Annotated in this window: 21 protein-coding genes; 10 read left to right on the top strand and 11 right to left on the bottom strand. The window is 44.7% G+C overall.

Features of this window, described 5'->3' with window-relative positions:
- Positions 1-192: 192 nt before the first annotated feature.
- From CWO13_RS07085 to CWO13_RS07065, 4 genes are all read left to right on the top strand, one after another.
- Complete coding sequence (locus tag CWO13_RS07085; protein ID WP_102431645.1) at positions 193-1,629, top strand: coniferyl aldehyde dehydrogenase; 1,437 nt, start codon at positions 193-195, stop codon at positions 1,627-1,629.
- Positions 1,626-2,204 (top strand): TetR/AcrR family transcriptional regulator, encoded by a 579-nt coding sequence (locus tag CWO13_RS07080; RefSeq protein WP_048663537.1) that lies wholly within the window; start codon positions 1,626-1,628, stop codon positions 2,202-2,204. The genes CWO13_RS07085 and CWO13_RS07080 overlap by 4 nt, the downstream gene beginning before the upstream one ends.
- 491 nt (positions 2,205-2,695) lie before the next feature.
- Positions 2,696-4,270 (top strand): ABC-F family ATP-binding cassette domain-containing protein, encoded by a 1,575-nt coding sequence (locus CWO13_RS07070; protein ID WP_108082680.1) that lies wholly within the window; start codon positions 2,696-2,698, stop codon positions 4,268-4,270.
- A gap of 114 nt (positions 4,271-4,384) precedes the next feature.
- Positions 4,385-5,623, top strand: coding sequence for a leucine-rich repeat-containing protein kinase family protein (locus CWO13_RS07065; protein WP_108082679.1), 1,239 nt, complete (start codon positions 4,385-4,387; stop codon positions 5,621-5,623).
- 104 nt (positions 5,624-5,727) lie between these two features.
- Here CWO13_RS07065 and CWO13_RS07060 read toward each other — a convergent pair whose 3' ends face one another.
- The 7 genes from CWO13_RS07060 to CWO13_RS07030 all read right to left on the bottom strand — a co-directional run bounded on the left by CWO13_RS07060 (position 5,728) and on the right by CWO13_RS07030 (position 11,032).
- On the bottom strand, positions 5,728-6,165 hold the full coding sequence (locus tag CWO13_RS07060; RefSeq protein WP_048663542.1) for a hypothetical protein: 438 nt from the start codon (positions 6,163-6,165) through the stop codon (positions 5,728-5,730).
- Positions 6,166-6,205: 40 nt separating this feature from the next.
- Positions 6,206-6,523: a N(4)-acetylcytidine aminohydrolase gene (yqfB, locus tag CWO13_RS07055; protein ID WP_102480633.1), complete on the bottom strand. Its 318-nt coding sequence runs from the start codon at positions 6,521-6,523 to the stop codon at positions 6,206-6,208.
- A 204-nt stretch (positions 6,524-6,727) separates the two neighbouring features.
- Positions 6,728-7,081, bottom strand: coding sequence for a 50S ribosomal protein L20 (gene rplT / locus CWO13_RS07050; protein WP_004733517.1), 354 nt, complete (start codon positions 7,079-7,081; stop codon positions 6,728-6,730).
- Positions 7,082-7,123: 42 nt separating this feature from the next.
- Positions 7,124-7,318 (bottom strand): 50S ribosomal protein L35, encoded by a 195-nt coding sequence (rpmI, locus tag CWO13_RS07045; protein WP_004738430.1) that lies wholly within the window; start codon positions 7,316-7,318, stop codon positions 7,124-7,126.
- Positions 7,319-7,422: 104 nt separating this feature from the next.
- Complete coding sequence (gene infC / locus CWO13_RS07040; RefSeq protein WP_077680304.1) at positions 7,423-7,974, bottom strand: translation initiation factor IF-3; 552 nt, start codon at positions 7,972-7,974, stop codon at positions 7,423-7,425.
- 2 nt (positions 7,975-7,976) lie between these two features.
- Entirely contained in the window at positions 7,977-9,905 is a 1,929-nt protein-coding gene (gene thrS, locus CWO13_RS07035; RefSeq protein ID WP_029223062.1) for a threonine--tRNA ligase, read from the bottom strand.
- Between the two features lie 383 nt (positions 9,906-10,288).
- Entirely contained in the window at positions 10,289-11,032 is a 744-nt protein-coding gene (locus CWO13_RS07030) for a sporulation protein (RefSeq protein ID WP_102530446.1), read from the bottom strand.
- A gap of 181 nt (positions 11,033-11,213) precedes the next feature.
- On the opposite strand from CWO13_RS07030, the gene hutC reads away from it, so the two are divergent.
- The 6 genes from hutC to CWO13_RS07000 all read left to right on the top strand — a co-directional run bounded on the left by hutC (position 11,214) and on the right by CWO13_RS07000 (position 18,602).
- A complete protein-coding gene (hutC, locus tag CWO13_RS07025; RefSeq protein WP_108082678.1) occupies positions 11,214-11,927 on the top strand; it encodes a histidine utilization repressor in 714 nt (237 codons plus the stop codon).
- 113 nt (positions 11,928-12,040) lie between these two features.
- Complete coding sequence (gene hutI / locus CWO13_RS07020) at positions 12,041-13,291, top strand: imidazolonepropionase (protein WP_108082677.1); 1,251 nt, start codon at positions 12,041-12,043, stop codon at positions 13,289-13,291.
- Positions 13,278-14,342 carry a formimidoylglutamase gene (gene hutG, locus CWO13_RS07015; RefSeq protein ID WP_108082676.1) on the top strand — a complete coding sequence of 355 codons (1,065 nt, stop codon included), beginning with the start codon at positions 13,278-13,280 and terminating at the stop codon, positions 14,340-14,342. Before hutI ends, hutG begins: the two co-directional genes overlap by 14 nt.
- Before the next feature lie 66 nt (positions 14,343-14,408).
- Positions 14,409-16,103, top strand: coding sequence for a urocanate hydratase (gene hutU / locus CWO13_RS07010; protein ID WP_048615115.1), 1,695 nt, complete (start codon positions 14,409-14,411; stop codon positions 16,101-16,103).
- Between the two features lie 14 nt (positions 16,104-16,117).
- A complete protein-coding gene (hutH, locus tag CWO13_RS07005; RefSeq protein WP_048669282.1) occupies positions 16,118-17,650 on the top strand; it encodes a histidine ammonia-lyase in 1,533 nt (510 codons plus the stop codon).
- A gap of 226 nt (positions 17,651-17,876) precedes the next feature.
- Positions 17,877-18,602 carry a DUF3581 domain-containing protein gene (locus CWO13_RS07000; RefSeq protein WP_010438254.1) on the top strand — a complete coding sequence of 242 codons (726 nt, stop codon included), beginning with the start codon at positions 17,877-17,879 and terminating at the stop codon, positions 18,600-18,602.
- Positions 18,603-18,695: 93 nt separating this feature from the next.
- Here the strand turns inward: CWO13_RS07000 and CWO13_RS06995 are convergent, their stop codons facing one another.
- From CWO13_RS06995 to ydiJ, 4 genes are all read right to left on the bottom strand, one after another.
- Positions 18,696-20,351, bottom strand: a complete 1,656-nt coding sequence (locus CWO13_RS06995; protein ID WP_108082675.1) for a S1 family peptidase — start codon at positions 20,349-20,351, stop codon at positions 18,696-18,698.
- 389 nt (positions 20,352-20,740) lie between these two features.
- Positions 20,741-22,375, bottom strand: a complete 1,635-nt coding sequence (locus tag CWO13_RS06990) for a trypsin-like serine protease (RefSeq protein WP_108082674.1) — start codon at positions 22,373-22,375, stop codon at positions 20,741-20,743.
- Between the two features lie 152 nt (positions 22,376-22,527).
- Positions 22,528-22,989 carry a methyltransferase family protein gene (locus tag CWO13_RS06985; protein ID WP_048659535.1) on the bottom strand — a complete coding sequence of 154 codons (462 nt, stop codon included), beginning with the start codon at positions 22,987-22,989 and terminating at the stop codon, positions 22,528-22,530.
- Positions 22,990-23,056: 67 nt separating this feature from the next.
- Positions 23,057-26,092: a D-2-hydroxyglutarate dehydrogenase YdiJ gene (ydiJ, locus tag CWO13_RS06980; RefSeq protein ID WP_108082673.1), complete on the bottom strand. Its 3,036-nt coding sequence runs from the start codon at positions 26,090-26,092 to the stop codon at positions 23,057-23,059.
- Positions 26,093-26,216 lie beyond the last annotated feature (124 nt).

Below are 26,216 nucleotides of genomic sequence, written 5' to 3'. Positions count from 1 at the left end.
ATCACCAACACGGCTTGTATCCCTCGATTCGATGCCTACTAATACTTCATTCTTCCTACTAAAAATCGCCCAATTCAATGTTGTAGCCGCTCAATTATTGAACTTTTCTTGCGCGCATCTTGTATTCGGTTGGATATTCTTGTAATTTCAACTGACCGACCAATCGGTCAGCCTTCGAATTTAGGGGATACTATGAGCCATAATCTAGACCTTGAACCAAACACGTCAAGCACCAACGACATGGATCAACTGTTCAACCGACAACAAGATCACTACCGTAACAACGTTAATCCAACACTTGAGCAGAGACGAAATGATCTCTCAGTCTTGAAAAAACTATTAATGCGCTACCAAGAGCAGTTAATTGAAGCGGTATCAGAAGATTATGGCCATCGAGCAAAGCACGACAGTTTAATTGCTGACATCACCCCTTCCCTACACCAGATCAATTACAGTGATAAAAACCTTAAGAAGTGGTTGAAGCCTTCACGTCGAAAAGCCGGCTTGATGCTAACACCAGCCAAGATTACTGTGCATTATCAACCGGTAGGTGTGGTTGGCATCATCGTGCCTTGGAACTTCCCGGTGATGCTCGCTTTAGGGCCTCTCATCACAGCATTGGCCGCAGGTAACACTGCAATGCTTAAGATGTCTGAGTTTACCCCTGCAACCAACCGTGTTTTAAAAGCGATGTTGGCTGAAGGCTTTAGTGAAGATCAAGTGGCGATCATCGAAGGTGAAGCCGATGTTTCCGCGAAATTCAGCCAGCTGCCGTTTGACCATATCCTATTCACAGGCTCAACCGCGGTAGGTAAGCACGTCATGAAAGCCGCTGCCGCGAACTTAACGCCAGTGACACTTGAGCTTGGCGGAAAGTCTCCAACCATCATCGCCCCTGACTTTGATGTGGCTGACGCTGTTGAACGTATCCTGTTTGCAAAAAGCTTAAATGCAGGCCAAATCTGTGTCGCGCCTGACTACATCTTGCTGCCAAGAGAAAAAGTCGATGCATTTATCACGGCTTATAAACGCTACTTCAAGAAGCTGTATAAAGCGGGAATTGAGAGCAAAGACTTAACCTCAGTGGTTAACATGCGTCAGTACAATCGATTAAAAGGTGTGGTTGAAGATGCGCAATCAAAAGGTGCTGTAGTACATACTGTCACCGAACAAGCGCAAGACGACGTGAACCACAGAATGACGCCACACCTTCTCACCGAAGTGAATGACGACATGGTGGCAATGCAAGAAGAGTTGTTTGGTCCTGTGCTTCCTATCGTGCCTTATGATTCTATTGAAGAAGCAATCAGCTACATCACAACAAGAGAACGTCCACTTGCCCTGTACCTAATGAGTCACGACAAACAGACTCAAGACCTATTCCTATCGGACACTCATTCAGGGGGTGTTTGTATTAACGACTCTCTAGTACATGTCGCAGCAGAAGACGCGCCGTTTGGTGGTATTGGTCCGTCAGGCATGGGACACTACCACGGTGTTGAAGGCTTCAGAACCTTCAGCCATGCGAAAACCGTATTGACTCGAGGCAAAATCAATTTCACTAAGTTGATGCACCCTCCATATAACAACCCAATCAAAAAAATGATGTTCAAAGTACTGAATCGATGATTACGAAAAGGCAAAAAATCCTAGATGCTGCGCTCCTACTCTTCTCTCAACAAGGGTTAGAGGGCACATCTACAGGTCAAATAGCGAAAACCGCAGGGGTAGCAAAAGCCACGCTGTTTCATCACTTTGAGAACAAATCTCTACTGATTGATGAACTGTTTCGTGAACTGAAAATAGAGCTATTTTCTACCCTTGTTCAGCACACAGAAATCGCTGAACAAAATCGCTATCAAGCCTTTAAATTCATGTGGATGACAGGGATTGAGTGGGCATTAGAAAACCCAGTCGCCATGAAGTTTTTCACCAATGTGCATTTTGACCCAACGACTCAAACTCGCGAAGTCATTGTCTCGCAGATGTTCGCATCACTCGATGATATCATTTTGAAAGGACAGGAAGCCGGTGAGTTAATGGTGTTAGACATTAATCTCGTTAGGCACTTCATCCACAGCCATTTTTTGATTTGTGCAAACTGGTTGATTGAGCAGAATGAGTTACCACCAGAGCAGTCAGCCAAGTACATCAGCGATAGCTTTGACATGTGTTGGCGAGCTGTCGGCGGACAAAACCTGTAATTTTTACATTATTTGAAGCTCTTGCTTTCAAAGAACACTCTAAAGCACCTCATGGCTATATCTATATAGGCATGAGGCGCTTTAATTATTTGGATACATTTTAATCACACCACCATATTGACTTTAAGCGCTCTCTTTCAGTAACATCCCACCATCATTTCAAAAGAGAATAACGCCATAATGAAGTACTAACATCCTGACATCCGATTTATTTTTATAAAAATCATTTGGACACTCGGGGTTAGTGGGCGTTACTTCGTCATCTATTTTCGCGACAAATCAAGTTCTTAAAGATCCGTCTTTTGACAACATGAATCTTGCAGAACTGTACCTCAAAGACAGAATTCATCTCATCACAGATTTTCTATCTTTGATTGGTCATCTACCTAAGTAACGTCTTTGGCGATTTATTGTTAGAGTCCTGCATTGGAGTCTATGTAGAAAAGCGCCTCACCCCTTTTACTCGTTTACACGTAAAGGGAGGTATTCTTATGCCTACTATATTAGCCAATAATCTCTCATGTCAGCTTGATACTGGCGAGTGGTTATTCAAAGACATCACCTTTAATTTGAGCACGCGCCTTACAGGACTAGTTGGAAGAAATGGGGCTGGAAAGTCACTGCTACTTTCGTTACTCACAGGGCAAACACAGCCAACATCAGGTAGTGTTTCCAGACAAGGTTCGATCGGCTTTTACTCACAATTATCTTCAGAGCTTTTGGATAGCGAAATCAACATTGCTGACTTCTTAGGTATCAACGAAAAGCTCAATGCCTTGCGAGCTATCGAACAAGGTAGCTGCGAACTTGAGCACTTCAATATCGTTGGCGACGATTGGGGTTTGCAAGAAAGCACTCAACAGCTTTTAGCTACATTGAAAATAACCAGTGAGTTAGCCACACCGTGCAACACATTAAGCGGTGGCCAACTTGCCCTCTTGCAACTTCATCGCTTATTTACATCAAATAACGACATACTGATTCTCGATGAGCCGTCGAATCATTTAGACAATGACGGGCGTAGCTGGTTAATAGAACAGTGCCAACAATTTGAAGGCAAAATACTGATGGTTAGCCATGACCGAAACCTGTTGAGGCACATGGAAGGAATCTACCATCTCAACAGTTTGGGATTACGTTTCTATAAAGGAAACTACGATGACTACTTCAAACAAATATCGAGCCAAAATGAAGCATTGGACAAGCAGATTACGCATCACCAATCCGAAAAGAGACGACTTGAACGCCAAGCTCAAGCCAATAGAGAAAAAGCACAACAGCGAGAGGCGCAAGGAAACCGACTGCGAAAGTCAGGCAGCCAACCCAAGATATTATTGGATGCGATGAAAGATAGAGCCGGACGAACGCAAGGAGCATCAGCCATTAGTCAAAATAACTTAAAGGAGCAAAATCAAGATAAGCTTCAGTTTCTTAAAGAACAGCAAGAGCAACTGAAACCTCAGGCCTTGTATCTACAGCAGAGTAATAGCAAGAAAAAGAACGCGCTATTAACAGTTGAAGATTGCCGACTTGAGTATGGGGCTGGTACTACTATCCACTTTTCTCTGTCACAAGGTGAACGCTGTTATCTAACCGGTGCAAACGGTTGTGGTAAGTCGACACTGTTGAAAGCGATTCACAACGAGCACTCGAACTACACTGGCACCATCAAACGCTTAGGAACTACGGTGTACCTTGATCAGCACTTTGGTTTGTTGGACACCAATGACACCATGTTCGATAGCCTGATGGCACATAGCTGCAGCATGACGGAAAGTGACGCACGCACCTTGTTAGCTGGCATTGGATTTAGGCGAGACTCCGTGTACCGCAAAGTAGCTCACCTAAGTGGTGGAGAGAAAATGAAACTGGCGATGTTGATCGTCAGCCATAAACAGGATTCGCCATTACTGCTGCTCGATGAACCAGACAATCACCTAGACATCGACTCAAAGCAAATATTGGCGTCGGCTTTACGTGACTATCAAGGTGCGTTCATCCTAGTCAGTCATGATACCGATTTTGTTGAGGAGGTTGGCGTAAGCCAAAATCACATGCAACTTTAAGCTTCGTAAATTCATTCGCTAAGCTTAGTTAAACGAGCATCGTTCCGGTGCTCGCCTTTCTCACTTGAGACAAGTACACTACGCGCCTCGAACATCTATTCATAAGGCTAAGGTTTGCATACTCTAGAACAATTAAAATCAGGGCAACTAAAAGGTATTAAGCGCTTAAAACTGTCAGAAGGTCTCACCGAGTTTCCATTAGAGATCTTAGAGCTCTCCGATTCGCTAGAGATTCTGGATCTTTCGGGGAATCAGCTATCAGAGCTTCCACAAGAATTAGCACAGCTTACTAACCTGCGTATTATCTTCGCTTCGAACAACCTATTTACGCACCTTCCTGATGTTCTTGGGTCACTTCCTAAGCTTGAAATGATCGGTTTCAAGACCAACCAAATCAAAACAGTGAGTGAAGAGTCCCTACCCGCTCAATTGCGCTGGTTAATTCTGACAGATAATGCCATCGAAGTTCTGCCTAACTCACTGGGTGAAAGACCAAGACTGCAAAAGCTAGCACTCGCAGGCAACCAGCTTCGCGCTTTACCTGAGAGTATGGAAGACCTATCCAACCTCGAACTGGTCCGCTTGTCTGCAAACCAACTGACTGAATTCCCTGAGTTCCTTATTAAGCTACCAAAACTTGCTTGGTTAGCCTTTGCGGGCAATCCATTTTGCAAACACCCGAGCAGCTTAGATAGCGTGCCTGCAGTAAGCTCGCAATGCTACTCATTGAATCAAGTGCTTGGTCAAGGTGCATCAGGCGTGATATCTCATGCTAATTGGTTAAACAGTGATTTTGATTTCCCTCAGGAAGTGGCGGTTAAAGTATTCAAAGGCGAAGTGACAAGCGACGGTTACCCACATGATGAACTAGAAGCGTGTCTTCAAGCTGGTCACCATAGCAACTTAGTGAAGTCTATCGCGCAAGTGGACGAACAAGATTACCTTGCGTTGGTGATGGAGCTTATCCCAAGCTGCCATTACAACCTAGGCTTGCCACCGACACTCGATACTTGCACGCGTGATACTTTCCCAGAAGGTTTCGAACTTCCAATCGCGCAAATCGACAACATCGTTACTCAAATGATTGATGTATTTAATCACCTGCATGAGAACAAGGTTTGCCACGGTGACTTGTATGCGCACAACACCTTGGTTAATGAACAAGGTCAAATGATCTTTGGTGATTTTGGCGCGGCGACTATCTACGGTTACCTGACTGAAGAGCAGCAACAGGGTATTCGACGCATCGAAGTTCGCGCTCTCAAGTGTTTTATTGAAGACCTATTGACAGTTTGCTCTACTGACGACGTAGATTCAGAACTGTACAAGGAACTTGAAAACTATCACGCATAAGGGCTGCCAAGCCTAAGTAGCCAATCAAGGTTCGATCGAAATGAAAAAAGCTAACGTTTGACGTTAGCTTTTTTGCTTTTGGAGCTTGATGAGTCAAATCCGAGTTAACTAGCTTCCACCTGAACAAGCTTAAGGTAGGAGTGAAGCTCTTGGTTTTTATATTCCACCGCCGAGTGGATATTCAAGTCTTTACACGCAACCGCATCAAACTGGTAACGATTGTCACCTTTACTGATTTCAACTTGCAGCAACCCGCTTTTCAACAGCCAATGACCTTGAGTTTCAAACCGATCAAACAAGCGGTATTCCGTTAGACTGCCATCCGAATGAAAGTGAACCTCAGTAATATACCCTGCTGGGCAACTTTTTACCCAAGTACGCCCTAAGACATCTTCTTCAACAAAGTTTCTTTTGCTCTCGCACCACTTTAAATAATCGGCACTCTCGCTCAGTTCACTATCAAGGTCATTCTTAGACAGTAACGTTTGGTCTTGCTGTTCACGACAGTAAAGCTGAAGTAGTGTCTGCTGGTTATTACTCATAAATCGCCATCCCTAGCTAGTCAATCTAATCCAATCTGGCTTAAGCTACCAACTCATAAGAGACAACATACAGCTGAGAAATACCTGGGTAGATGTCTTGAATCACATCTTTCAGAACTTGCAGCGACATGTTCTCTTGCTGAGCATGGAACTCACCTAAGTCATCAAACAGGATTGGTTCAACGCTAATGATCTTAAGATTACAGAATACACGTCCCTGCTCTAGCGTGGATACTTCTACAACACTGCCCGGCTGGTAATCGCGCTCAGATTCATCGCGAATAGTAATGGTCTTTTTGCCTGAAAGGATATCGGTTTCAAAACGTTCGAAGAACGTCATAGTAGTAGGTGCGGTCATTTATCTCGGTCGCTTAACATTTAAAGGTTAGGTAAATGTTTATATATCAGAATGCTTGTTCAAGCGAATAAAAAATTAGATGCGAGATGCGAGATGCGAGATGCGAGATGCGAGATGCGAGAAAATATGGCAAAGCTAAATTACAGGCAATAAAAAAGGAGAACCGAAGTTCTCCTTTTCTTAAACCTTTAAGCTAACTCTAAATTATAGAGATGCTTTCGCTTTTTCAACTAGAACAGCAAATGCTGCTTTGTCGAATACTGCGATGTCAGCAAGAATCTTACGGTCGATCTCGATAGATGCTTTCTTAAGGCCATTGATGAAACGGCTGTAAGATAGACCATTTTGACGAGATGCCGCGTTGATACGTGCAATCCAAAGTTGACGGAATTGACGTTTCTTGTTGCGACGGTCACGGTAAGCGTATTGACCAGCTTTGGTAACTGCTTGGAAAGCTACGCGGTAAACACGTGAACGTGCTCCGTAGTAACCTTTAGCTTGTTTTAGAACTTTCTTATGACGTGCACGAGCTTGTACACCACGTTTTACGCGAGGCATTATGCTTCTCCTAAACTAAACGAATTTATAAACTAAAAAGAATTAAGCGTATGGCATCATACGTAGAACTTGAGCAACTTCACATTTAGGAAGGATCGAGTTCGGACGTAGCTGACGCTTGTTCTTAGTAGTACGCTTAGTCAGGATGTGACGTTTACCAGCGTGCTTAAACTTAATACCACCAGCAGTTTTCTGGAAACGCTTAGCAGCACCTTTGTTGGTTTTCATCTTAGGCATGATGAATAACTCCGCATTGTTGAGTTGTTAATAACATAGTAATTAGGGCGAATAAAACCCCGCAACCTGAGGCTGCAGGGTTCAATTACTTGCAAAGCCGTTAATTACTTCTTTTTAGGGGCCAACACCATGATCATCTGGCGACCTTCAATTCTCGTTGGGAAAGATTCGACAACTGCAAATTCTTCAGTATCTACTTTCAAACGATTAAGAACGTCAACACCGATTTCTTGGTGAGCCATTTCGCGGCCACGGAAGCGAATTGTTACCTTCACTTTGTTGCCGTCTTCAAGGAAACCAGTCAGGTTGCGTAGTTTTACCTGATAGTCTCCAATATCAGTTCCAGGTCGGAATTTAATTTCCTTGATCTGAACCTGCTTTTGCTTTTTCTTCTGCTCTTTCGCAGCTTTGCTCTTCTCGAAGAGGAACTTACCGTAGTCCATCACACGACAAACTGGCGGCTCGGCGTTAGGGCTGATCTCTACAAGATCCATACCAGCTTCATTTGCAGCTTCCATCGCTTCAGCGATTGTTACTACACCAACAGCTTCGCCGTCTGCGCCAGTTAGACGCACTTCACGAACGCCACGAATGTCACCGTTTAAACGGTGCTGGTTTTGTTTGGCCGGTTGTTGGCCACGTCTTCCGCCTTTAATAGCTATTCCTCCAGATTGAGCTTACGGCTTGAAACCTCGGCTTGGATGTATGAAATAAAGTCATCCACTTTAAATTTGCCAAGGTCCTTACCTTTACGTGTACGTACTGCAATTTCGCCGGCTTCCATTTCTTGGTCACCACACACAAGCATGAACGGTACACGTTTCAAAGTATGTTCGCGGATTTTAAAGCCAATCTTCTCATTTCTCAAGTCTGCTTTGACTCTAAATCCACTTTTTTGCAGTTTTTTCGCAATTTCTTGTACATATTCAGACTGTTTATCTGTAATGCCCATAACAATTGCTTGTTCTGGCGCCAACCACGTTGGGAAGAAGCCAGCGTATTCTTCAATAAGAATACCGATGAAGCGTTCTAGTGAACCTAAAATCGCGCGGTGAATCATAACTGGCGTGTGACGCTCGTTATCTTCACCTACGTAAGTTGCACCTAAACGTTCTGGTAATGCAAAATCGAGCTGCACTGTACCACATTGCCATGCGCGGTCCAAACAATCATGCAAAGTAAATTCAATCTTAGGTCCGTAGAACGCACCCTCGCCTTCTTGAATCTCGTATGCAATCTCCATCGCCTCAAGCGCTTGCTTAAGATCGGCCTCTGCACGGTCCCACATTTCGTCTGAACCTACACGTTGTTCTGGACGAGTAGATAGCTTAACAACAATGTTTTCGAAACCGAAAGTTGTGTAAGTATCGTAAACCATTTCAATACAAGCTTTAACTTCTTGCTGAACTTGGTCTTCAGTACAGAATACGTGAGCATCATCTTGAGTGAAGCCACGAACACGCATAATGCCGTGAAGTGCACCAGACGGCTCGTTACGGTGACATGAGCCGAACTCAGCCATACGTAGCGGTAGATCACGGTAAGATTTCAAACCTTGGTTAAAGATTTGAACGTGACCAGGACAGTTCATTGGCTTAATCGCGTATTCACGGTTCTCTGAAGAAGTAGTGAACATCGCTTCAGCGTACTTATCCCAGTGACCAGAGCGTTCCCAAAGAACACGGTCCATCATTAATGGGCCTTTTACTTCTTGGTAATCGTACTCAGTCAGCTTCTGACGAATAAATACTTCTAGCTCACGGAAGATAGTCCAACCGTTGTGATGCCAGAACACCATGCCTGGTGCTTCTTGCTGCATGTGGAATAGATCTAAGTGCTTACCGATTTTACGGTGATCACGCTTAGCCGCTTCTTCTAGGCGCACTAGGTGAGCCTTAAGCGCTTTCTTGTCGTGGAATGCAGTGCCGTAGATACGTTGAAGCATCTTGTTGTCACTGTTACCACGCCAGTAAGCACCCGCTACGTTAAGTAGTGTGAAGTGTTGGCAGAAGCCCATATGTGGAACGTGTGGACCACGACACATATCGATGTATTCTTCATGATGGTACAGGCCTGGACGATCGTCTTTAGAAACGTTCTCATCCAAGATTTCTATTTTGTAAGTCTCGCCGCGAGCTTCGAATGCGTCACGCGCTTCCTGCCAGCTAACTTTCTTCTTAACAACCTGATACTTGGTCTTCGCTAGCTCTTTCATACGCTTTTCAATCTTTTCTAGATCTTCTTGCGTTAGAGAGTGCTCAAGGTCGATATCGTAGTAGAAACCGTTATCGATGGTAGGACCGATCGCCATTTTCGCTTCTGGAAAAAGCTGCTTAATCGCGTGACCTAAAAGGTGAGCACAAGAGTGACGAACGATCTCAAGGCCATCAACTTCATCTTTAGCTGTGATGATTTCTAGGCTTGCATCGTTTTCGATAAGATCACAAGCATCAACACGCTCGCCGTCTACACGACCAGCAATGGTTGCTTTCGCAAGACCAGGACCGATTGATAGGGCAACATCTAGAGTTGATACAGGGTTGTCAAATTGACGCTGACTACCGTCAGGAAGAGTAATAATTGGCATTATTTGTCCTTTACAGTGGTGTTGCACACCAAGCAACACATGAAAATGTTTAATATATGTCTTTCAATCAACTAGTACGCTGATTGGGGATATATGCATAATAAATATACCCACATAGAAGCAAATACAGATGCCCCATTTGTGAGTAGCCAAACATTGTAACGAAATAATATGAAATGACAATGTTAGTCCCGCAGCACCACAAAACTATATGACTGAAATGTCTCTTCTATATAGATCCTTCTAACGCCTAACCCATAGCTCAATCAGTAATTCGTTGGCTTTATCTACAATACAAAAAAACCGAACGTTTAACTTCGGCTATAGAAATCGTACTGTCTTGTCTCTATTAATAGAAAAAGCGACTACTAACAGAAAGGGAACTATGCACTCATGATTCTTGATACAGCGTTGCGAATGTCTGAGTCTGCCGCGTTTGCAGGCAAGCTGAATGAGATGTATTGGTCGCCACGGAAGCTCATTGAGCGATCGATTTCTGCTAAGCAGTGAACCATAGAACCATCTACGATGAATGACAGCTCGATCTCTTTGTTGTTCATGAAGCCGCCGCTGCGAAATTCAATCTCTTGGTAACAGCCAGAGCGTGAAGCAAAGCTATTGCCTTTTAAGAAGCCTTTCTCTACGTCTGCTTTCACCATTGCCATGCCCGATGCTTCTATACCTTGGATGATTTTAGCGACCGTTGGCAGTGGGTGTACGGAGATGAAGTCGCGGTCTTTAGGATCAATCGCGAAGCCGATATCTAGATTGGTTTCGACCCACACATGGCATTGGTTCATTTGTGCGTTCAACGCGGTGACTGGCGTTTCATCATTCAGTTTAAGACGGAATGGAACCAGTTTGGCTTCGCCCGGTTGTATAACGAAAGGCTCTACGGCTTGAATACGACCGAGTGAAAAAGTTTCATAGCTAGTGCTGTCTTCTGTTTCTACTTTTACTTCTGTGTTGAGAACCAAGTTAATCAGGTCGATTTGTTGCTCAACGTCGCCACCAACAATGTGAACATTGCCTGACAACTCGCCACCTTGGAAAACTTCAATATTATCTAAGACGGTATCAACCTTTGCTGCACCAATGCCCAACGAGGCCTTTAATTTCTTAAACATATTATTTCTCTTTCTAATTATCTGATTTACGAATAGTTATTGCGTGACAATTTGCGACACTTGCCTCACAGAATCAAGCAATTTGCCCCATCTATGTTGAATAAGGTCACATTGCCCGAGGAAATGTTGAAATCGTGAAAAATTCCGTTACTCTATTTGTATAGTCAAATAAGGTTTCATTATGTCGAAAGCGCCGCTCTACCTTCAGATAAAACAGTTCATAGATGACAAAATTACCAATGGTCACTGGCCGGTGGGTTATCAAATTACCACCGAACTCGAACTCACAGAACAGTTCAACGTGAGTAGAATGACGGTGAATAAAGCCATTCGAGATCTTGTGTCTGAAGGCAAGCTCATCAGGAAGCCAAGGCTCGGTACTTTTGTTTGTGAGCCCGACGAAAAAGCACAATCTCCGCTACTTGATATCAACAATATCGCGCAAGAGATCAAAGACCGTGGCCAAACGTATACTAGCCAAGTGATCAAACACGATAGCATCAAGGCTGATGAAAGCACCGCCACACGGTTAGGCGTGATGATCAATGCAGAAGTATTCTATAGTGAAATCATCCACTTTGCTGACAATACGCCGATACAACTGGAAGCTCGTTGGGTGAGCTCTCAAGCCGCTCCAAAATACCTAGAGCAGGACTTTTCAATCTCTACCCCCAATGAATATCTTTCAAAAAGCTGCCCGCTAAGTGCTATCGAGCACACGGTTGAAGCCATTATTCCAGACTCTCAAATCAGAACATCACTAAAGCTTTCTGAATCAGAGCCTTGCCTTCTTTTGAATAGAAGAACATGGAGCAAAGAACGCCTCATCAGCTTTGCATTGCTCTATCATCCTGGCTCTAAATACAAATTAAGCTCCAAGATACTCCTAGATTAAAGAACATCATCCTGATCGCTGATCACATTTTTGCAACATCAACTTGATTCAGGTCAGCGTTTAGCCTATTTATTTGTATATACATTTAATGTTTAACAAAGATCTAGGTGATTATGAATTTGATCCTCAAAAACGCACGAGTGGTCTCCATGAGTTCGGAAGCCGATGGTTATCAGCCCTCTTCCCCTCAAAATATCGTTATCGAAAACGGTAAGATCGTGTCCATCTCTTGTTCAAACCACGAGGCACTTGCTTCTGAATTAGAACAAGTAAGTGTTGATGGTTCTTTGGATTACGTCACCTATGACTGCAAAAACAAACTCGTCACCCCTGGGTTAATTGATTGCCACACTCACCTTGTATTTGCAGGTAATCGTGCCAATGAATTTGAACAGCGTTTGAATGGTGTGTCTTACACCGACATCGCTAAGCAAGGCGGCGGTATTCTAGCGACAGTCACGGCCACACGCGCAGCACAAGAGTCTGAACTGGTTGAAATGGCGTTACCGAGACTCGATGGCCTGCTAAAAAGTGGCGTAACCAGCATCGAAGTAAAATCTGGCTATGGTTTAACGCTTGATGATGAACTCAAGATGTTACGTGCGGCTAAAGCGTTAGAAAATCATCGTTGTATTAAGATCACCACTACTCTCCTCGCTGCCCATGCTGTACCACCAGAATATAAAGAACAACCCGATCGTTACATTGACCTGGTTTGCCAAGAGATCATTCCTAAAGCTGCAGAGCAAGGACTCGCCGATGCAGTTGACGTGTTCTGCGAATCTATCGGCTTCAATCTAGAACAAACCGAACGTGTATTTGCGACAGCTAAAGAACATGGGTTAGCGATCAAAGGCCACACAGAACAGCTTTCTAATATGGGTGGTAGTGCGCTTGCAGCGAAGTACGGCGCACTCTCTGTCGACCATGTTGAGTACCTTGATGAAACTGGAGTCAAGGCACTGGCGGAATCAGGCACAGTTGCTACCTTGCTTCCCGGCGCTTTCTACTTCTTAAAAGAGACTCAACAGCCACCTATTGCCCTACTTCGTGAACACAACATTCCAATGGCGATAGCGACCGACTTAAACCCCGGCACTTCTCCTTTTGCTGACTTAACGCTAATGATGAACATGAGCTGCACCCTGTTTGGTACGACGCCTGAAGAAGCACTACGCGGTGTGACTTGTAACGCTGCCGCAGCCATTGGCGACTCACAAACCAAAGGTAAAGTTGAAGTGGGTTATGCCGCTGATTTGGCTATCTGGAATATCGACCACCCTGCTGACCTGAGCTATCAAGTTGGTGTTCCTCATCTTCATAAACGCATTGTTAATGGCGAGGTGTGTCATGACTCAATCTAAGTCCAACGGCATTCAAAAGAACTCAGAAACCGTACATAACTTTGTGTGGACGGGACGTAATGATCTTGAAGATGGTGCACTCGGCACCCGCGTTCATCACATTACCAAGCAAGTGCAACATAATGATTTAAGTAACGAGCTTACTGATGGCGCTATCGCTTTGGTCGGCTTTGCCAGCGATGCAGGTGTTGCAAGAAATAAAGGACGCGTGGGCGCGAAACAAGCACCTAACCTGATTCGCCAAGCGTTGGCGAATATGGCTTGGCACAGTGATGCACACATCGCGGATCTCGGTGATATCGAGTGCAATGATGGTCAATTAGAAGTCAGTCAAAAGCAGTGTGCTTCTTTGATTGCCAATGCCTTATCAACCAACAAAGTGATTACCCTTGGCGGTGGTCACGAAGTGGCTTGGGCCTCGTTCCAAGGCCTCGCTGAGCATTTACATCAAACTGAACACCGACATGAAGCGGAACGCCTTGATAAAGGTCAGCCAGCACACAAGCCTAAAATAGGCATCGTTAACTTTGATGCTCACTTTGACCTTCGTGAATTTGAAAGCGACATCGCTGACGTTAAACCGAGTTCAGGCACGCCTTTTAACCAGATCAGCGATTACTGCCATGCACATCAGTGGCCATTTCATTACGCGTGTCTTGGTGTGAGTGCAGCCAGCAATACTAAAGCACTGTTCAACAAAGCCGACCAACTAGGCGTTTGGTATGAACACGACCGCAATATGACCCAAGTAAACCAAGTCGCTCAATTGGTTAAGTTGCAAAAATTCATCGATGAGTGTGATTACCTCTATCTCACCATCGATCTCGATGTCTTCCCTGCGGCGACTGCGCCGGGTGTCAGTGCACCAGCGGCAAGAGGCGTGAGCTATGAAACACTCGCTCCTTTTCTAGAACAGATTTTTAAACACAGTGAAAAACTCATTATCGCGGACATTGCGGAATATAACCCAGACTACGACGTCGATGGCCAAACGGCTCGATTGGCTGCTCGTTTGTGTTGGGATATTGCCTCTGCAATGGCCAACGACTAATCCAGATATACCGATAACTACAACTACAACTACAACGATATAACGTGAAACAGAAGGAATTCCAAAATGACGGAACACCACAACAGTGACCCTCGTCTCGACACGACTCGCGAAATTCGCGCACCTCATGGCACCACTTTGCGAGCTAAATCTTGGTTAACAGAAGCACCACTGCGTATGCTAATGAACAACCTAGACCCTGATGTGGCAGAACACCCACATGCACTGGTTGTGTATGGTGGTATTGGTCGCGCAGCGCGTGATTGGAAATGTTATGACAAGATTGTTGAAGTATTAGAGCGTTTAGAAGACGACCAAACGCTGCTTGTTCAATCAGGTAAACCTGTAGGCGTGTTCCCGACTCATAAAAACGCACCTCGCGTGTTGATCGCTAACTCTAACCTTGTTCCACATTGGGCCAACTGGGAGCACTTCAACGAGCTCGATAAAGAAGGCTTGATGATGTACGGTCAAATGACCGCAGGTAGCTGGATCTACATCGGCTCACAAGGCATCGTTCAAGGTACTTATGAAACCTTTGTCGCGATTGCGAAGAAACACTTCCAAGGCGAAGCAAACGGCAAATGGGTACTCACAGGCGGCCTTGGCGGCATGGGCGGCGCTCAACCTCTTGCGGCAACAATGGCTGGTTTCTCAATGATCGCGGTTGAGTGTGATGAATCACGAATCGACTACCGCTTACGTACTGGCTATGTAGACAAAAAAGCCACCAGCTTAGATGAAGCAATGGCTATGATTAAAGAGTCAGACACGCCAATCTCTGTTGGCTTATTAGGTAACGCCGCAGACGTCTTCCCAGAGTTAGTCGAACGTAACATCACGCCTGACGTAGTGACCGACCAAACATCTGCCCACGATCCACTGAACGGTTACTTGCCGCAAGGTTGGACAATGGAAAAAGCAGCGCAAGAGCGCACCATTGATGAAGCAAAAGTGGTGAAAGCCGCGAAACAATCGATGGCGATTCAAGTTCAAGCGATGCTCGACCTACAATATCGAGGTGCTGCGACTGTAGATTACGGTAATAACATTCGCCAAATGGCACTGGAAGAAGGCGTAGAAAACGCATTTGATTTCCCAGGTTTCGTTCCTGCCTATATTCGTCCTTTATTCTGTGAAGGCATCGGTCCGTTCCGTTGGGCAGCCCTATCTGGCGACCCAGAAGACATCTACAAAACAGACCAAAAAGTAAAAGAACTGATTCCAGATAACCCACATCTACATAATTGGCTAGATATGGCGCGTGAACGCATTCAGTTCCAGGGCCTACCAGCTCGTATTTGTTGGGTTGGCTTGAAAGATCGTGAACGTTTGGGCCAAGCATTCAATGAAATGGTTAAGAATGGCGAACTTAAAGCACCCGTTGTTATCGGTCGTGACCACCTAGATTCAGGCTCAGTAGCAAGCCCGAACCGTGAAACAGAAGGCATGATGGATGGATCAGATGCCGTATCAGATTGGCCTCTATTGAACGCCCTTCTAAATACTGCAGGCGGCGCAACATGGGTTTCTTTACACCACGGTGGTGGCGTTGGCATGGGCTTCTCGCAACACTCAGGTATGGTGATTTGTTGTGACGGTAGTGAAGATGCATCACAGCGAATTGCTCGCGTACTTCACAATGATCCTGCAACTGGCGTAATGCGTCATGCTGATGCGGGTTACGATATTGCCAAGCAGTGTGCGAAAGAACAGAAGCTTGATTTACCTATGTTGAACGAAGAACTTCGTCGCCTTTAATGTCTGGAGATAACATGTTGAATTTATTACTTAAGCCAGGACTACTAGGCCTATCTGAACTGCGTAAAATCAGCCGTAGCCCTGTGAACCTGTCACTCGACCCTGCAGCTATCCCTGATATTGAAGCGAGCATGCAGGTTGTCGAGCAAGTGATTGCTGAAGATCGCACGGTATATGGCATCAATACAGGTTTTGGCTTATTAGCGAATACTAAAATAGCCCCTGAAGATTTAGAAGTACTACAGAAAAGTATCGTGCTTTCTCACGCGGCGGGCATTGGTAAATTCATGTCTGATGAAACTGTGCGCTTGATGATGGTGTTAAAAATTAACAGCTTATCTCGCGGTTACTCTGGTATCCGCCTCAAGGTGATCAATGCACTTATCGATCTTGTGAACGCTCAAGTTTACCCATGTGTACCACAGAAAGGCTCAGTAGGTGCATCTGGAGATCTTGCTCCCCTCGCCCACATGAGTACCGTTCTGCTAGGTGAAGGCCAAGCACGCCACAACGGTAAGATCATTACAGGTTTAGAAGCGATGCAGATCGCTGGCCTTGAGCCAATCACACTTGCTCCTAAAGAAGGTTTAGCGCTGTTAAACGGTACTCAAGCATCGACGGCCTTTGCATTAGAAGGTCTATTCGCAGCTGAAGACTTGTTTGCGTCTGCAACCGTGTGTGGTGCAATGTCTGTAGAAGCAGCACTCGGTAGTCGCCGCCCATTTGACCCTCGTATTCACCGCGTTCGTGGTCACCGTGGCCAAATGGATGCAGCGCTTGCTTACCGTCATCTGCTCGATCAAAAGAGTGAGATTGGTGAATCACACACTTGTTGTGAAAAGGTTCAAGACCCTTACTCACTGCGTTGTCAGCCTCAAGTGATGGGTGCTTGCTTACAGCAGATTCGTAATTCAGCTGAAATTTTAAATGTTGAAGCGAACTCGGTATCGGACAACCCGTTAGTTTTCGCAGACGATGGCGACATTATTTCAGGGGGTAACTTCCACGCAGAACCCGTCGCAATGGCTGCCGATAACCTTGCATTAGCAATAGCTGAAATCGGTAGCTTGTCAGAACGAAGAATGGCGCTGCTGATTGATAGCGCGCTAAGCAAACTTCCACCGTTCTTAGTCGATAACGGCGGCGTGAACTCGGGCTTTATGATTGCTCAGGTTACCTCTGCAGCATTGGCAAGTGAGAACAAAACCTTAGCGCATCCTGCATCAATAGACAGCCTTCCAACATCAGCAAACCAAGAAGATCATGTGTCTATGGCAACCTTCGCAGCACGTAGACTTAGATACATGGCTGAAAATACCCGTGGGATATTGGCTGTAGAATATTTAGCAGCAGCACAAGGGCTAGACTTCCGCGCTCCGAATCTATCTTCTCCTCGTGTGGAAGAAGCGAAACAGATTTTGCGTGAAAAAGTCAGCTTCTACGACAAAGACAGATATTTTGCACCGGATATTGAACAAGCGAACTTATTGCTCAAATTATCCGTTCATAATCACCTAATGCCAGAAGGCACTCTGTGTAGCTTTTAAAGCAAAAACATTCTGAACAACACTCATTAGAGTGTCATATAAACAAGGGCTATCGATTAGCCCTTGTTGCATTGAGCCAGAGGCCATATCTCTCTTAAAATCGTCACATACCATCCAATGTATTTATCTAATTAACTGATATATAAGCAAAGTTAACTGGATAGACCATTAGAACGAAGTTAGTTAGCTATAATCCACCCCAGATTTGATGACTAATAGCGATACTATGTTTCTGACACCTTACTTTTCTACTGAAGACAATCAATTTCAATTCACTCGTGAACAGGCTAGCCACTTTGCTAAAAAAGTAGCCGCTGACTTCAACCCAATTCACGATGAAGACAACAAGCGCTTCTGCGTGCCTGGCGATCTTTTGTTTGCAGTTCTTCTGCAGAAAGAAGGCATCAGCCAAAAAATGCGTTTTGATTTTTCAGGTATGGTTGGTAACGGTATTGCGCTTAGCGTTGACAACAAGTGTGAAAAAGAAAGCTCACTGGTTGACGAGAAAGGCAAAGAATACCTACACATGTCTTGTGAAGGTGAGAAAAGCCACGATCAAGCATTCATCGAACACGTAGTAACAAACTACGTTAAGTTCTCTGGTATGAACTTCCCACACATCATGGTTCCTCTTATGGAAGAGCAACAGATGATGATCAACTGCCAACGTCCTCTTGTTATTTACGAGAGCATGGAAGTTGAATTTACTCGCCTAGACCTATCCCACCCAGAAGTTGAATTCTCTGGTGCGACTTTTGATGTTGAAGGCAAGCGTGGCATCGTGACACTGAACTTCGATTTCAAAGAGGACGGCGAAGTGGTAGGTAAAGGCGTGAAACGCATGGTAGCAAGTGGCCTTAAGCCATACGACCAAGCTTCTGTCGATGACCTAGTAAACCGCTTCAACGAACGTAAAGAGATGTTTCTAGCTCAGTTCGCAGCTGCCGCTTAAGTAAGCCAACACAGAATTAAAAAGCCCAACTTGAGGTATCAAGCTGGGCTTTTTTCATTCTAAACAATAGATATTAATATAAGTCACCGGTATTTACTGAGTACCTTTCCTCTTCAATGACGAAAGTGACTTACGTATCATCGTGCCACCTAACAGCATCGCCAGCCAATACCAACCCATTGAACCACCTGTCTTTTTGATGATTGGATCTTCCACCAAGCTTAGCTCTTTAATCTCATTACTATAAGCAAAGTTCTTAATGGTCACTCTGTCATGCCCTGCAGAACCCACCTCATCTTTGCTGTACGCAATCATGAAGCTATTGTCTTTAGCTCTCGCCATTGGCAGTTCAACAGTCCCAGATAATTGCCCCGCAAACGCGCCGACTTCAAAGCCGTTAATGTAGATCTCCATATAGTCACGATCTTCTTCAGAAAAGACGGTGAGATCCAAAGACACGGTACCAGCTGGGATTCCGTCAACAATGAATGCGGTGGACTGGCTATTACTAATATCCGGTGAAGCTATCGTATCCCCTTCAACATCCCAAGCTTCTGTGCTGTAAACTGCATTCTTAGGTATCGTGACGAGTGAATTCACTGCATCAGAAACCACATTCGCGCCAATAGCATATGCCTTTGATGTCACCACACCGGCTAATGAGTCGGTTGACAGCTTGATACCAAAATCATGATTACCCACTGAATCTATGTTGTAGCTTACAACCACATCACAGCCTTCATTAGGCGATAGCGTCGTACAACTATTGCTCTTTATGATCGCAGTACCATTGTAGGTTATGGGATCGTCTGTGGCGACAGCTAAAGATACGTTGGTTACTTTAATCTCTTGATCAGATTTGTTCGTAAATTCAAACTTGTGTTCAATTGGGCCCAAAGATCGAGCACCAAGCATCGCTTTGGTTTGGTAACTAAAACCTGCCGTCTTCTTACCTATCCAGTCAGCAAAGTGGCTTATGTTGGTGTAGACACCGTATGCCCTTGGCTGTGCACAACCTTCTCCCCAACTCACAAGACCTAGCTGTTCGTAGTGACCATTGGTGGACAACATGATTGGACCGCCGCTATCCCCGCTACATGAATCGCGTCCGCCTTCTTTGTAACCGGCACAAAAAGCATCAGAGCCAATATCTGAATATCCGTCTCCTTGACCAAGGTTACATTCTCGCTGCCTAACTAACGGAACATTCACTTGATGTAACTGACTCGTGGATGAGTATTGCTCTTCTGATGAATTCTGGTTACCCCAACCTATGACAGTTAACATCTGACCTGTATTCAAGTTATCACGGACATAACCATCGACCAGGTTAACCGCGGACTCCGTGGGCTTATCATTAAGCTCAATAATGGCGATGTCATTACTCGCAGGCTCTTGAGTATAACTTTCATGGGCATAAATTTGCTCAACAGAATAGCGGTGCTGCTCTACGTCGGGCGAAGAAAGATCAGAGACACCAATGACAACCTCAAAATCTTGGTTGCTGCTTGCTTCGATACAGTGCGCTGCGGTGAGTACATATCGCTCACCAATGAAACTTGCGCCGCAGAACTGCCCTTCGTAGGCATCCATGTTTTTTGAAACAAGCGCGACCATGAATGGCCAACTACCTTTTGCCGCTTCGTTACCATTGATAATTTGAGGGGAGATATCTGCCAACACCGGCATTGAAGAGAGGCCAACCGCATAAATACTTAATGGCAGCCATTTTGTTTGGATAACTTTCATTACCTAACCTTTCATTTGTTTTAATAATAACGGACAGGTTATTTGATAAAAAATAAATATAAATGGTAAGCACACCAAAATATGGCTTACCTTGAATAGGTTTCAAACATTAGTGAATAGCTAGCTTATTAACTGCATTAACAAATCAAACCTAGCGCCTAACCTTCTGTTTGTAATCAACATATTCAGCACTGAATAATTGCCTAGTACTCGCTCTTCTGGTTTGATTTGGCACTGATTGAAACCAAGTTAGAAACGGAAATCGGAGTTAGCTATAACCGTGAATTCAGATCAATAAAGCCCAGCTGATTTCATCCAGCTGGGCTTTTCGCGTTTAACTAAAGGTGATAGGTTGGCTATCAGTCTTAAGTTAGCGTCAGTGGTATAGCTTACTGATCACCTTTCATCTTCAGTGGTGAAAATGACTTACGTACAGTCGCACCGCCTAAAAGCACAAATAACCAATGCCAAGACAGAGAGCCGCCGCTACCGCCCCCTGAGCTTTTTGCGTTTTGCGTTCCTTCAGACTTAGATATCTTTATCTCATCTGTATAAGAGAAGTTCTTGACCGTAGCTTTGTCATTTCCGGTGGAACCAAACCAATCTTTCACATAGGTAATCATGAAGCTATTATTGGAATCTCTCACCATCGGTAGGTTGACCGAACCAGAAAACTCACCAGAGACACTATCAAGTTTTTGACCATTAATATAAACCTCAACAAAATCATAATCAGCTTCAGACGATGCAGTTAGGTCAAACGAAACTGTACCAGAAGGAATCCCCTCAACAATAAGCGATGTAGATGTACCGTGGCTAATGGACGGTGAGGACAGCGAATCACCTTCTGTAATCCAAGCTTGTGTGTTGTAGACGCCACTGTTTGGTATGCTTACATATGAACTCACCGTATCCGTTACAGATCTCGCTCCGATTACAGAAGCAGTTGAAGTAACCGTACCTACCAATAAATCAGTGTCAACATTAATACCAAATTCATGTTCACCAATTGAGTTTAGGTCGAAACTAACCACAACTTCACAGCTTTGCCCTGCAGTTAAAATGCTACATCCGTTGTCTGTTATAACAGTATCATTACCTGAAATTGGATAAACACGGTTTACTGCAATGTTTTGATCAGATTTATTTGTGAATTCAAAGGTATGTGAAATAGGCGCCAATAATTTTGCACCAAGCATTTCAATTTGACGGTAACTAAGCCCTGATTGCTGCTCATCAATCCAATCATCAAAGTAGCTAATATTGGTATAGACTCCGTAGGCGTTGGACTGTGCACAGCCTTTACCCCAGCTTACAATGCCCAGTTGCTCATATGTTCCATTTGTCGACACAACGATTGGTCCACCACTGTCACCCTGGCAGGAGTCATAACCACCATCACTGTATCCCGCACAGAATGCATCACTGCCAATTGACGCATAGCCACTGTGAGGAACGCTATTACATTCATACTGATTAACTAAAGGAACGTTGACTTGATATAGTTCACTCTTAGATGCATAACCATCTGATGCGTCCTGATCTCCCCAGCCCATCACCGTTAGCATCTGACCATCATTTAGGTTACCTCGAACATAACCATCAACGAGATTAACCACAGACTCAGCTGGCTTTTCTGCGAGCTCAATAATGGCGATATCATTGCCTGTCGCTGCAGAGTTGTAATATTCATGTACATAAATATTATCAACAGCGTATCTATGTTGTGCGGCTTGAGAGGCAGAAAGGTTTGATACGCCAATCACCACATCTAGATCTTCACGACCATTACCTTCCACACAGTGAGCGGCAGTTAATACATATCGCTCACCAATGAAGCTCGCACCACAAAACTGACCGTCATAAGCGTTCACGTTCCTTGAGACTAGCGCAGCCATAAATGGCCAATTGCCTTGTGTTGCTTCTTTACCGTTGATAATTCGAGCTGAAACATCTGCCAACACCGACGTTGAAGACAGACTCACTGCATAGATACCTAGCGACAACCATTTAGCCTGAACCATTTTTATTACCTAGCCTTTTATATCTTTTAATAATGATGTGCAGGCTATTTTATAAAAACACAATATGAAACATTGGCTATATTTTTTTGTGATGAAGATCAACTAAATGATAATAGTTCTTATCTAATTGCTTAATTGTCTTTGAATCCACATCAGATCCAACGCCTAACCTTTTGTTTGTAATCAACATATTCAGCACCGAACAATTTTTCTAGTGCTCGCTCTTCGGGTTTGATTTGGAACTGAGTCATGTACATTACAAATACAAAACTGAGTAAAACGCTGAACAGGTTTTGGAAGAAGTAGCCAAAGCAAAACAGTAGGATGAATAGCCCTAAGTACATTGGGTTACGGGTGTAACCGAAAATACCGCTGTCCACAACTGCCGAGGCGGTTTCGACTTTGATCGGATTAACGGTGGTGTTCTGTTTTCGAAATTCCAATATGCCTGATATTCCAATCACACCACTCAATACAATCCCGATACCGAGTACAACCATTCCATAAGGCAGTGCAATTGCTCCTAGGATCAATTGCTGCGCACAGAAGTATGAGGCTATAAATACAATAATGAAAAGTGCAACGGGTGGTACTTTTAACTCAAGAAATCTCATAGCTTTCCTTATTAACAATTCCATTGTTAGTTTAGAAAAAAGCCCAGCAATTGCTGGGCTAAATGTATTAAATAATTTTTGCGAGCGCTTGTAGTGGGTGGGCAAGCTTCTCACCCTCAAAACGCTTCACTTGGCTTCGACAGGAATAACCCGTCACTAAGCAACGCTCTTTCGGTAAGTCTTGCATCCTTGGCTTCCAACTTAGACCGTATATGTCTTTCGACATTTGTAGCTTATCGACTTCGTGACCGAAAGTACCTGCCATACCACAACAGCCGACAGGAACGCTGGTTAAAGCAGCGCCAAAGTGTTTGAAGATAGCGCCCCACTCTTTTTCAGCGTTTGGCATTTTGGTCTTCTCCGTACAGTGAGCAAACAAGTACCACATTTCTTCGCTTGCAGAACGCGCTTCAAAATCACCGAGCGACGGCATTAACCATTCATGTACGGTGAGCACATCAAAGTCGCCACGCTTGTCACCTAAAATCTCGACGTATTCATCGCGGTAACAAAGCACAAGAGCAGGATCAACACCGACTAAAGGAATACCAATATCAGCCACCATCGATAAGAAATCAGACGTCGATTTCGCCTCACGAGCGAAACGACTTAAGAAGCCTTTTATGTGCAGCGCTTTCCCATTAGGTTTGAACGGCAGTAGTACCGGTGTTTTGCCAAGCTTTTGAGCCAAAGTGACGAAGTCTTCAATCACCTCTGCATCATAGAAGCTAGTAAACGGGTCTTGGACGATCAACACATGTTGTTTCTTCTCTTCAGAAGAGAGCCCTTCTAGATATTGGATATCGAATAGTTGCAGCTCTTTGCTCGCCAGACGATTCTTAAGCGTAGGGACCGACATAAGCGGTGCATCAACATAACCGACTGTTTTCGCTGTTGCGGATTGAACCCACTTTTGGCCCAACGCAGCGTTCACCACTTTTGGCGCTTTCGCCATCAGTGGCAGCATGGTTTCAATGTTGGCGACTAAATAGTCTTTTGCAGGGCGTTGGTAGCGTGAGTAATAAATGTTTAAGAATCGAGAACGGAAGCTCGGAACATCAACTTTAATCGGACACTGGCTCGCACACGCTTTACACGCAAGACAACCGTTCATCGCTTCGTGAACTTCATGCGAGAAATCGTATTCGTGGCGTTTGTTCATTGTATTACGAACACGTTCCACCATGGTTTTAACCGGAGTATTGTCCTTCAGCGCTTCTTGCTCTAAATCGAGAATATCGACGCCTTGCTCTGTTAACTGGCGTAACCATTCTCTCACCAAGCCTGCGCGGCCTTTTGGCGAATGACGACGGTCAGCCGTGACTTTCATCGAAGGGCACATTGGCGAGCTAGTATCGTAGTTGAAGCACAAGCCGTTACCGTTACATTCCATCGCTTGTTTGAAGCTATCACGAACTTGTACGTCGATCTGACGGTCATAGAAGCCACGCTTAGTATCGGTGACTTTCACCAATTCAGCGTCACTTTCCAATGGCGTACAGATCTTGCCTGGGTTCATCTTGTTGTGCGGGTCGAATGCCGCTTTAACACGTCTTAATTCGGTAAACAGCTCTTCGCCGAAGAAGTCAGGACCATACTCAGAACGGAAGCCTTTACCATGTTCACCCCACATTAAGCCGCCGTATTTCGCCACTAGCTTAACCACTTCATCAGAGACTTCATGCATCAAGGCTTCTTGCATCGGGTCACACAGATCCAATGCTGGACGAACGTGTAATACGCCCGCATCCACGTGACCAAACATGCCGTAATTCAACTCTTTTGAATCGAGTAACACTCTAAACTCAGAGATAAAGTCCGCGAGGTTTTCTGGTGGTACACAAGTATCTTCAGCAAAAGCGACTGGCTTAGCTCGGCCTTTCGCCGCACCTAATAAACCCACCGCTTTCTTACGCATGTTGTAGATTCGGCCAATACTCGCCAAATCGCTACAAACTTGGAAACCGATCACACCCGCGTCTTCGGTTTCTACCATGGTTTCAAGTTGTGCCGTCAGCGCTTGAACTTGTTGTTCAACTTCCGCTTCATCTTGGCCTGCAAACTCAACCATGTTGATGCCAAGCATCTCTTTGTTCGGAACGTCCATCAGCAGGTCGCTCACAGTGTGCCAAACAATGTCTTGCTTCGCTAAGTTCAATACTCTTGAATCAACCGTTTCAACAGACAGTGCTTTCGCTTCCACCATGAACGACGCATTACGCAGCGCAGAATCAAACGTGTTGTATTTGACGTTAACCAGTGTGCGCGCTTTTGGAATCTTGGTTAGGTTTAACTTTGCTTCTGTAATGAATGCTAACGAACCTTCAGCGCCACATAGGACGCGAGTCAGATCAAAGCTGTCGTCTTGTTCGCTTATCGCGTTCTTTAGGTCATAACCTGTTAAGAAGCGGTTCAGCGGAGGGAATTTATCTAAGATTTGAGCGCGCTTGTCTCGACAAACCGCCTCAGTCACCGCAAGTGCATGATGAGCGAATTCACCCTCAACAGGTAAGCCGTGTGATAAATCAGATTCTAGACACGAACCATCTGCGAACACCGCTTGCAGCGACAACACATGGTCCGACGTTTTGCCGTACTTCAATGACCCTTGACCCGAAGCATCGGTATTGATCATGCCACCCAAGGTTGCTCGGTTACTAGTAGAAAGGTCTGGAGAGAAAAAATAACCATACGGGCGAACAGCGTCGTTCAATTGATCTTTAACGACACCAGACTGAACTCTTACCCAGCCTTCTTTCTCGTTAATCTCAAGAACCTTATTCATGTATCGCGACAGGTCAACCACGACACCTTTTGTTAAAGATTGTCCGTTGGTTCCAGTACCACCGCCACGAGGGGAAAAAGTCACTCGTTCGTAAGCGGATTTAGAAACCACTTTACCGATAAGCACAACGTCTTGCGTTGTTTTAGGAAGGATGACCGCCTGCGGCAATTGCTGATAGACACTGTTATCAGTCGCCACAGCCAAACGGCTAGAATATTGAGATTCAATGTCGCCAGTAAAGCCCGCTGTTTTTAGTTCATCTAAAAAGCGTACGACAACTGGATCGACATCAGCATTGAGTTGAAGTCTTGGTAACATTTGCTTCCTGCCCCTACTTCGCTGATCCTATCAGCATTGGGTTATCTGAGATTTTTAATAATTTTCTTTGAATTTCGTCACTTTACTACTATTAAGATCATATAAAAAGGTGATCAAATCAGAA

Source organism: Vibrio sp. ZF 223, assembly GCF_003050585.1.
In the GTDB taxonomy this organism is placed as follows: Bacteria; Pseudomonadota; Gammaproteobacteria; order Enterobacterales; family Vibrionaceae; genus Vibrio; species Vibrio crassostreae.
Note: the sequence above shows the minus strand (reverse complement) of the source record. Positions and strands in the feature narration are given on the sequence as shown.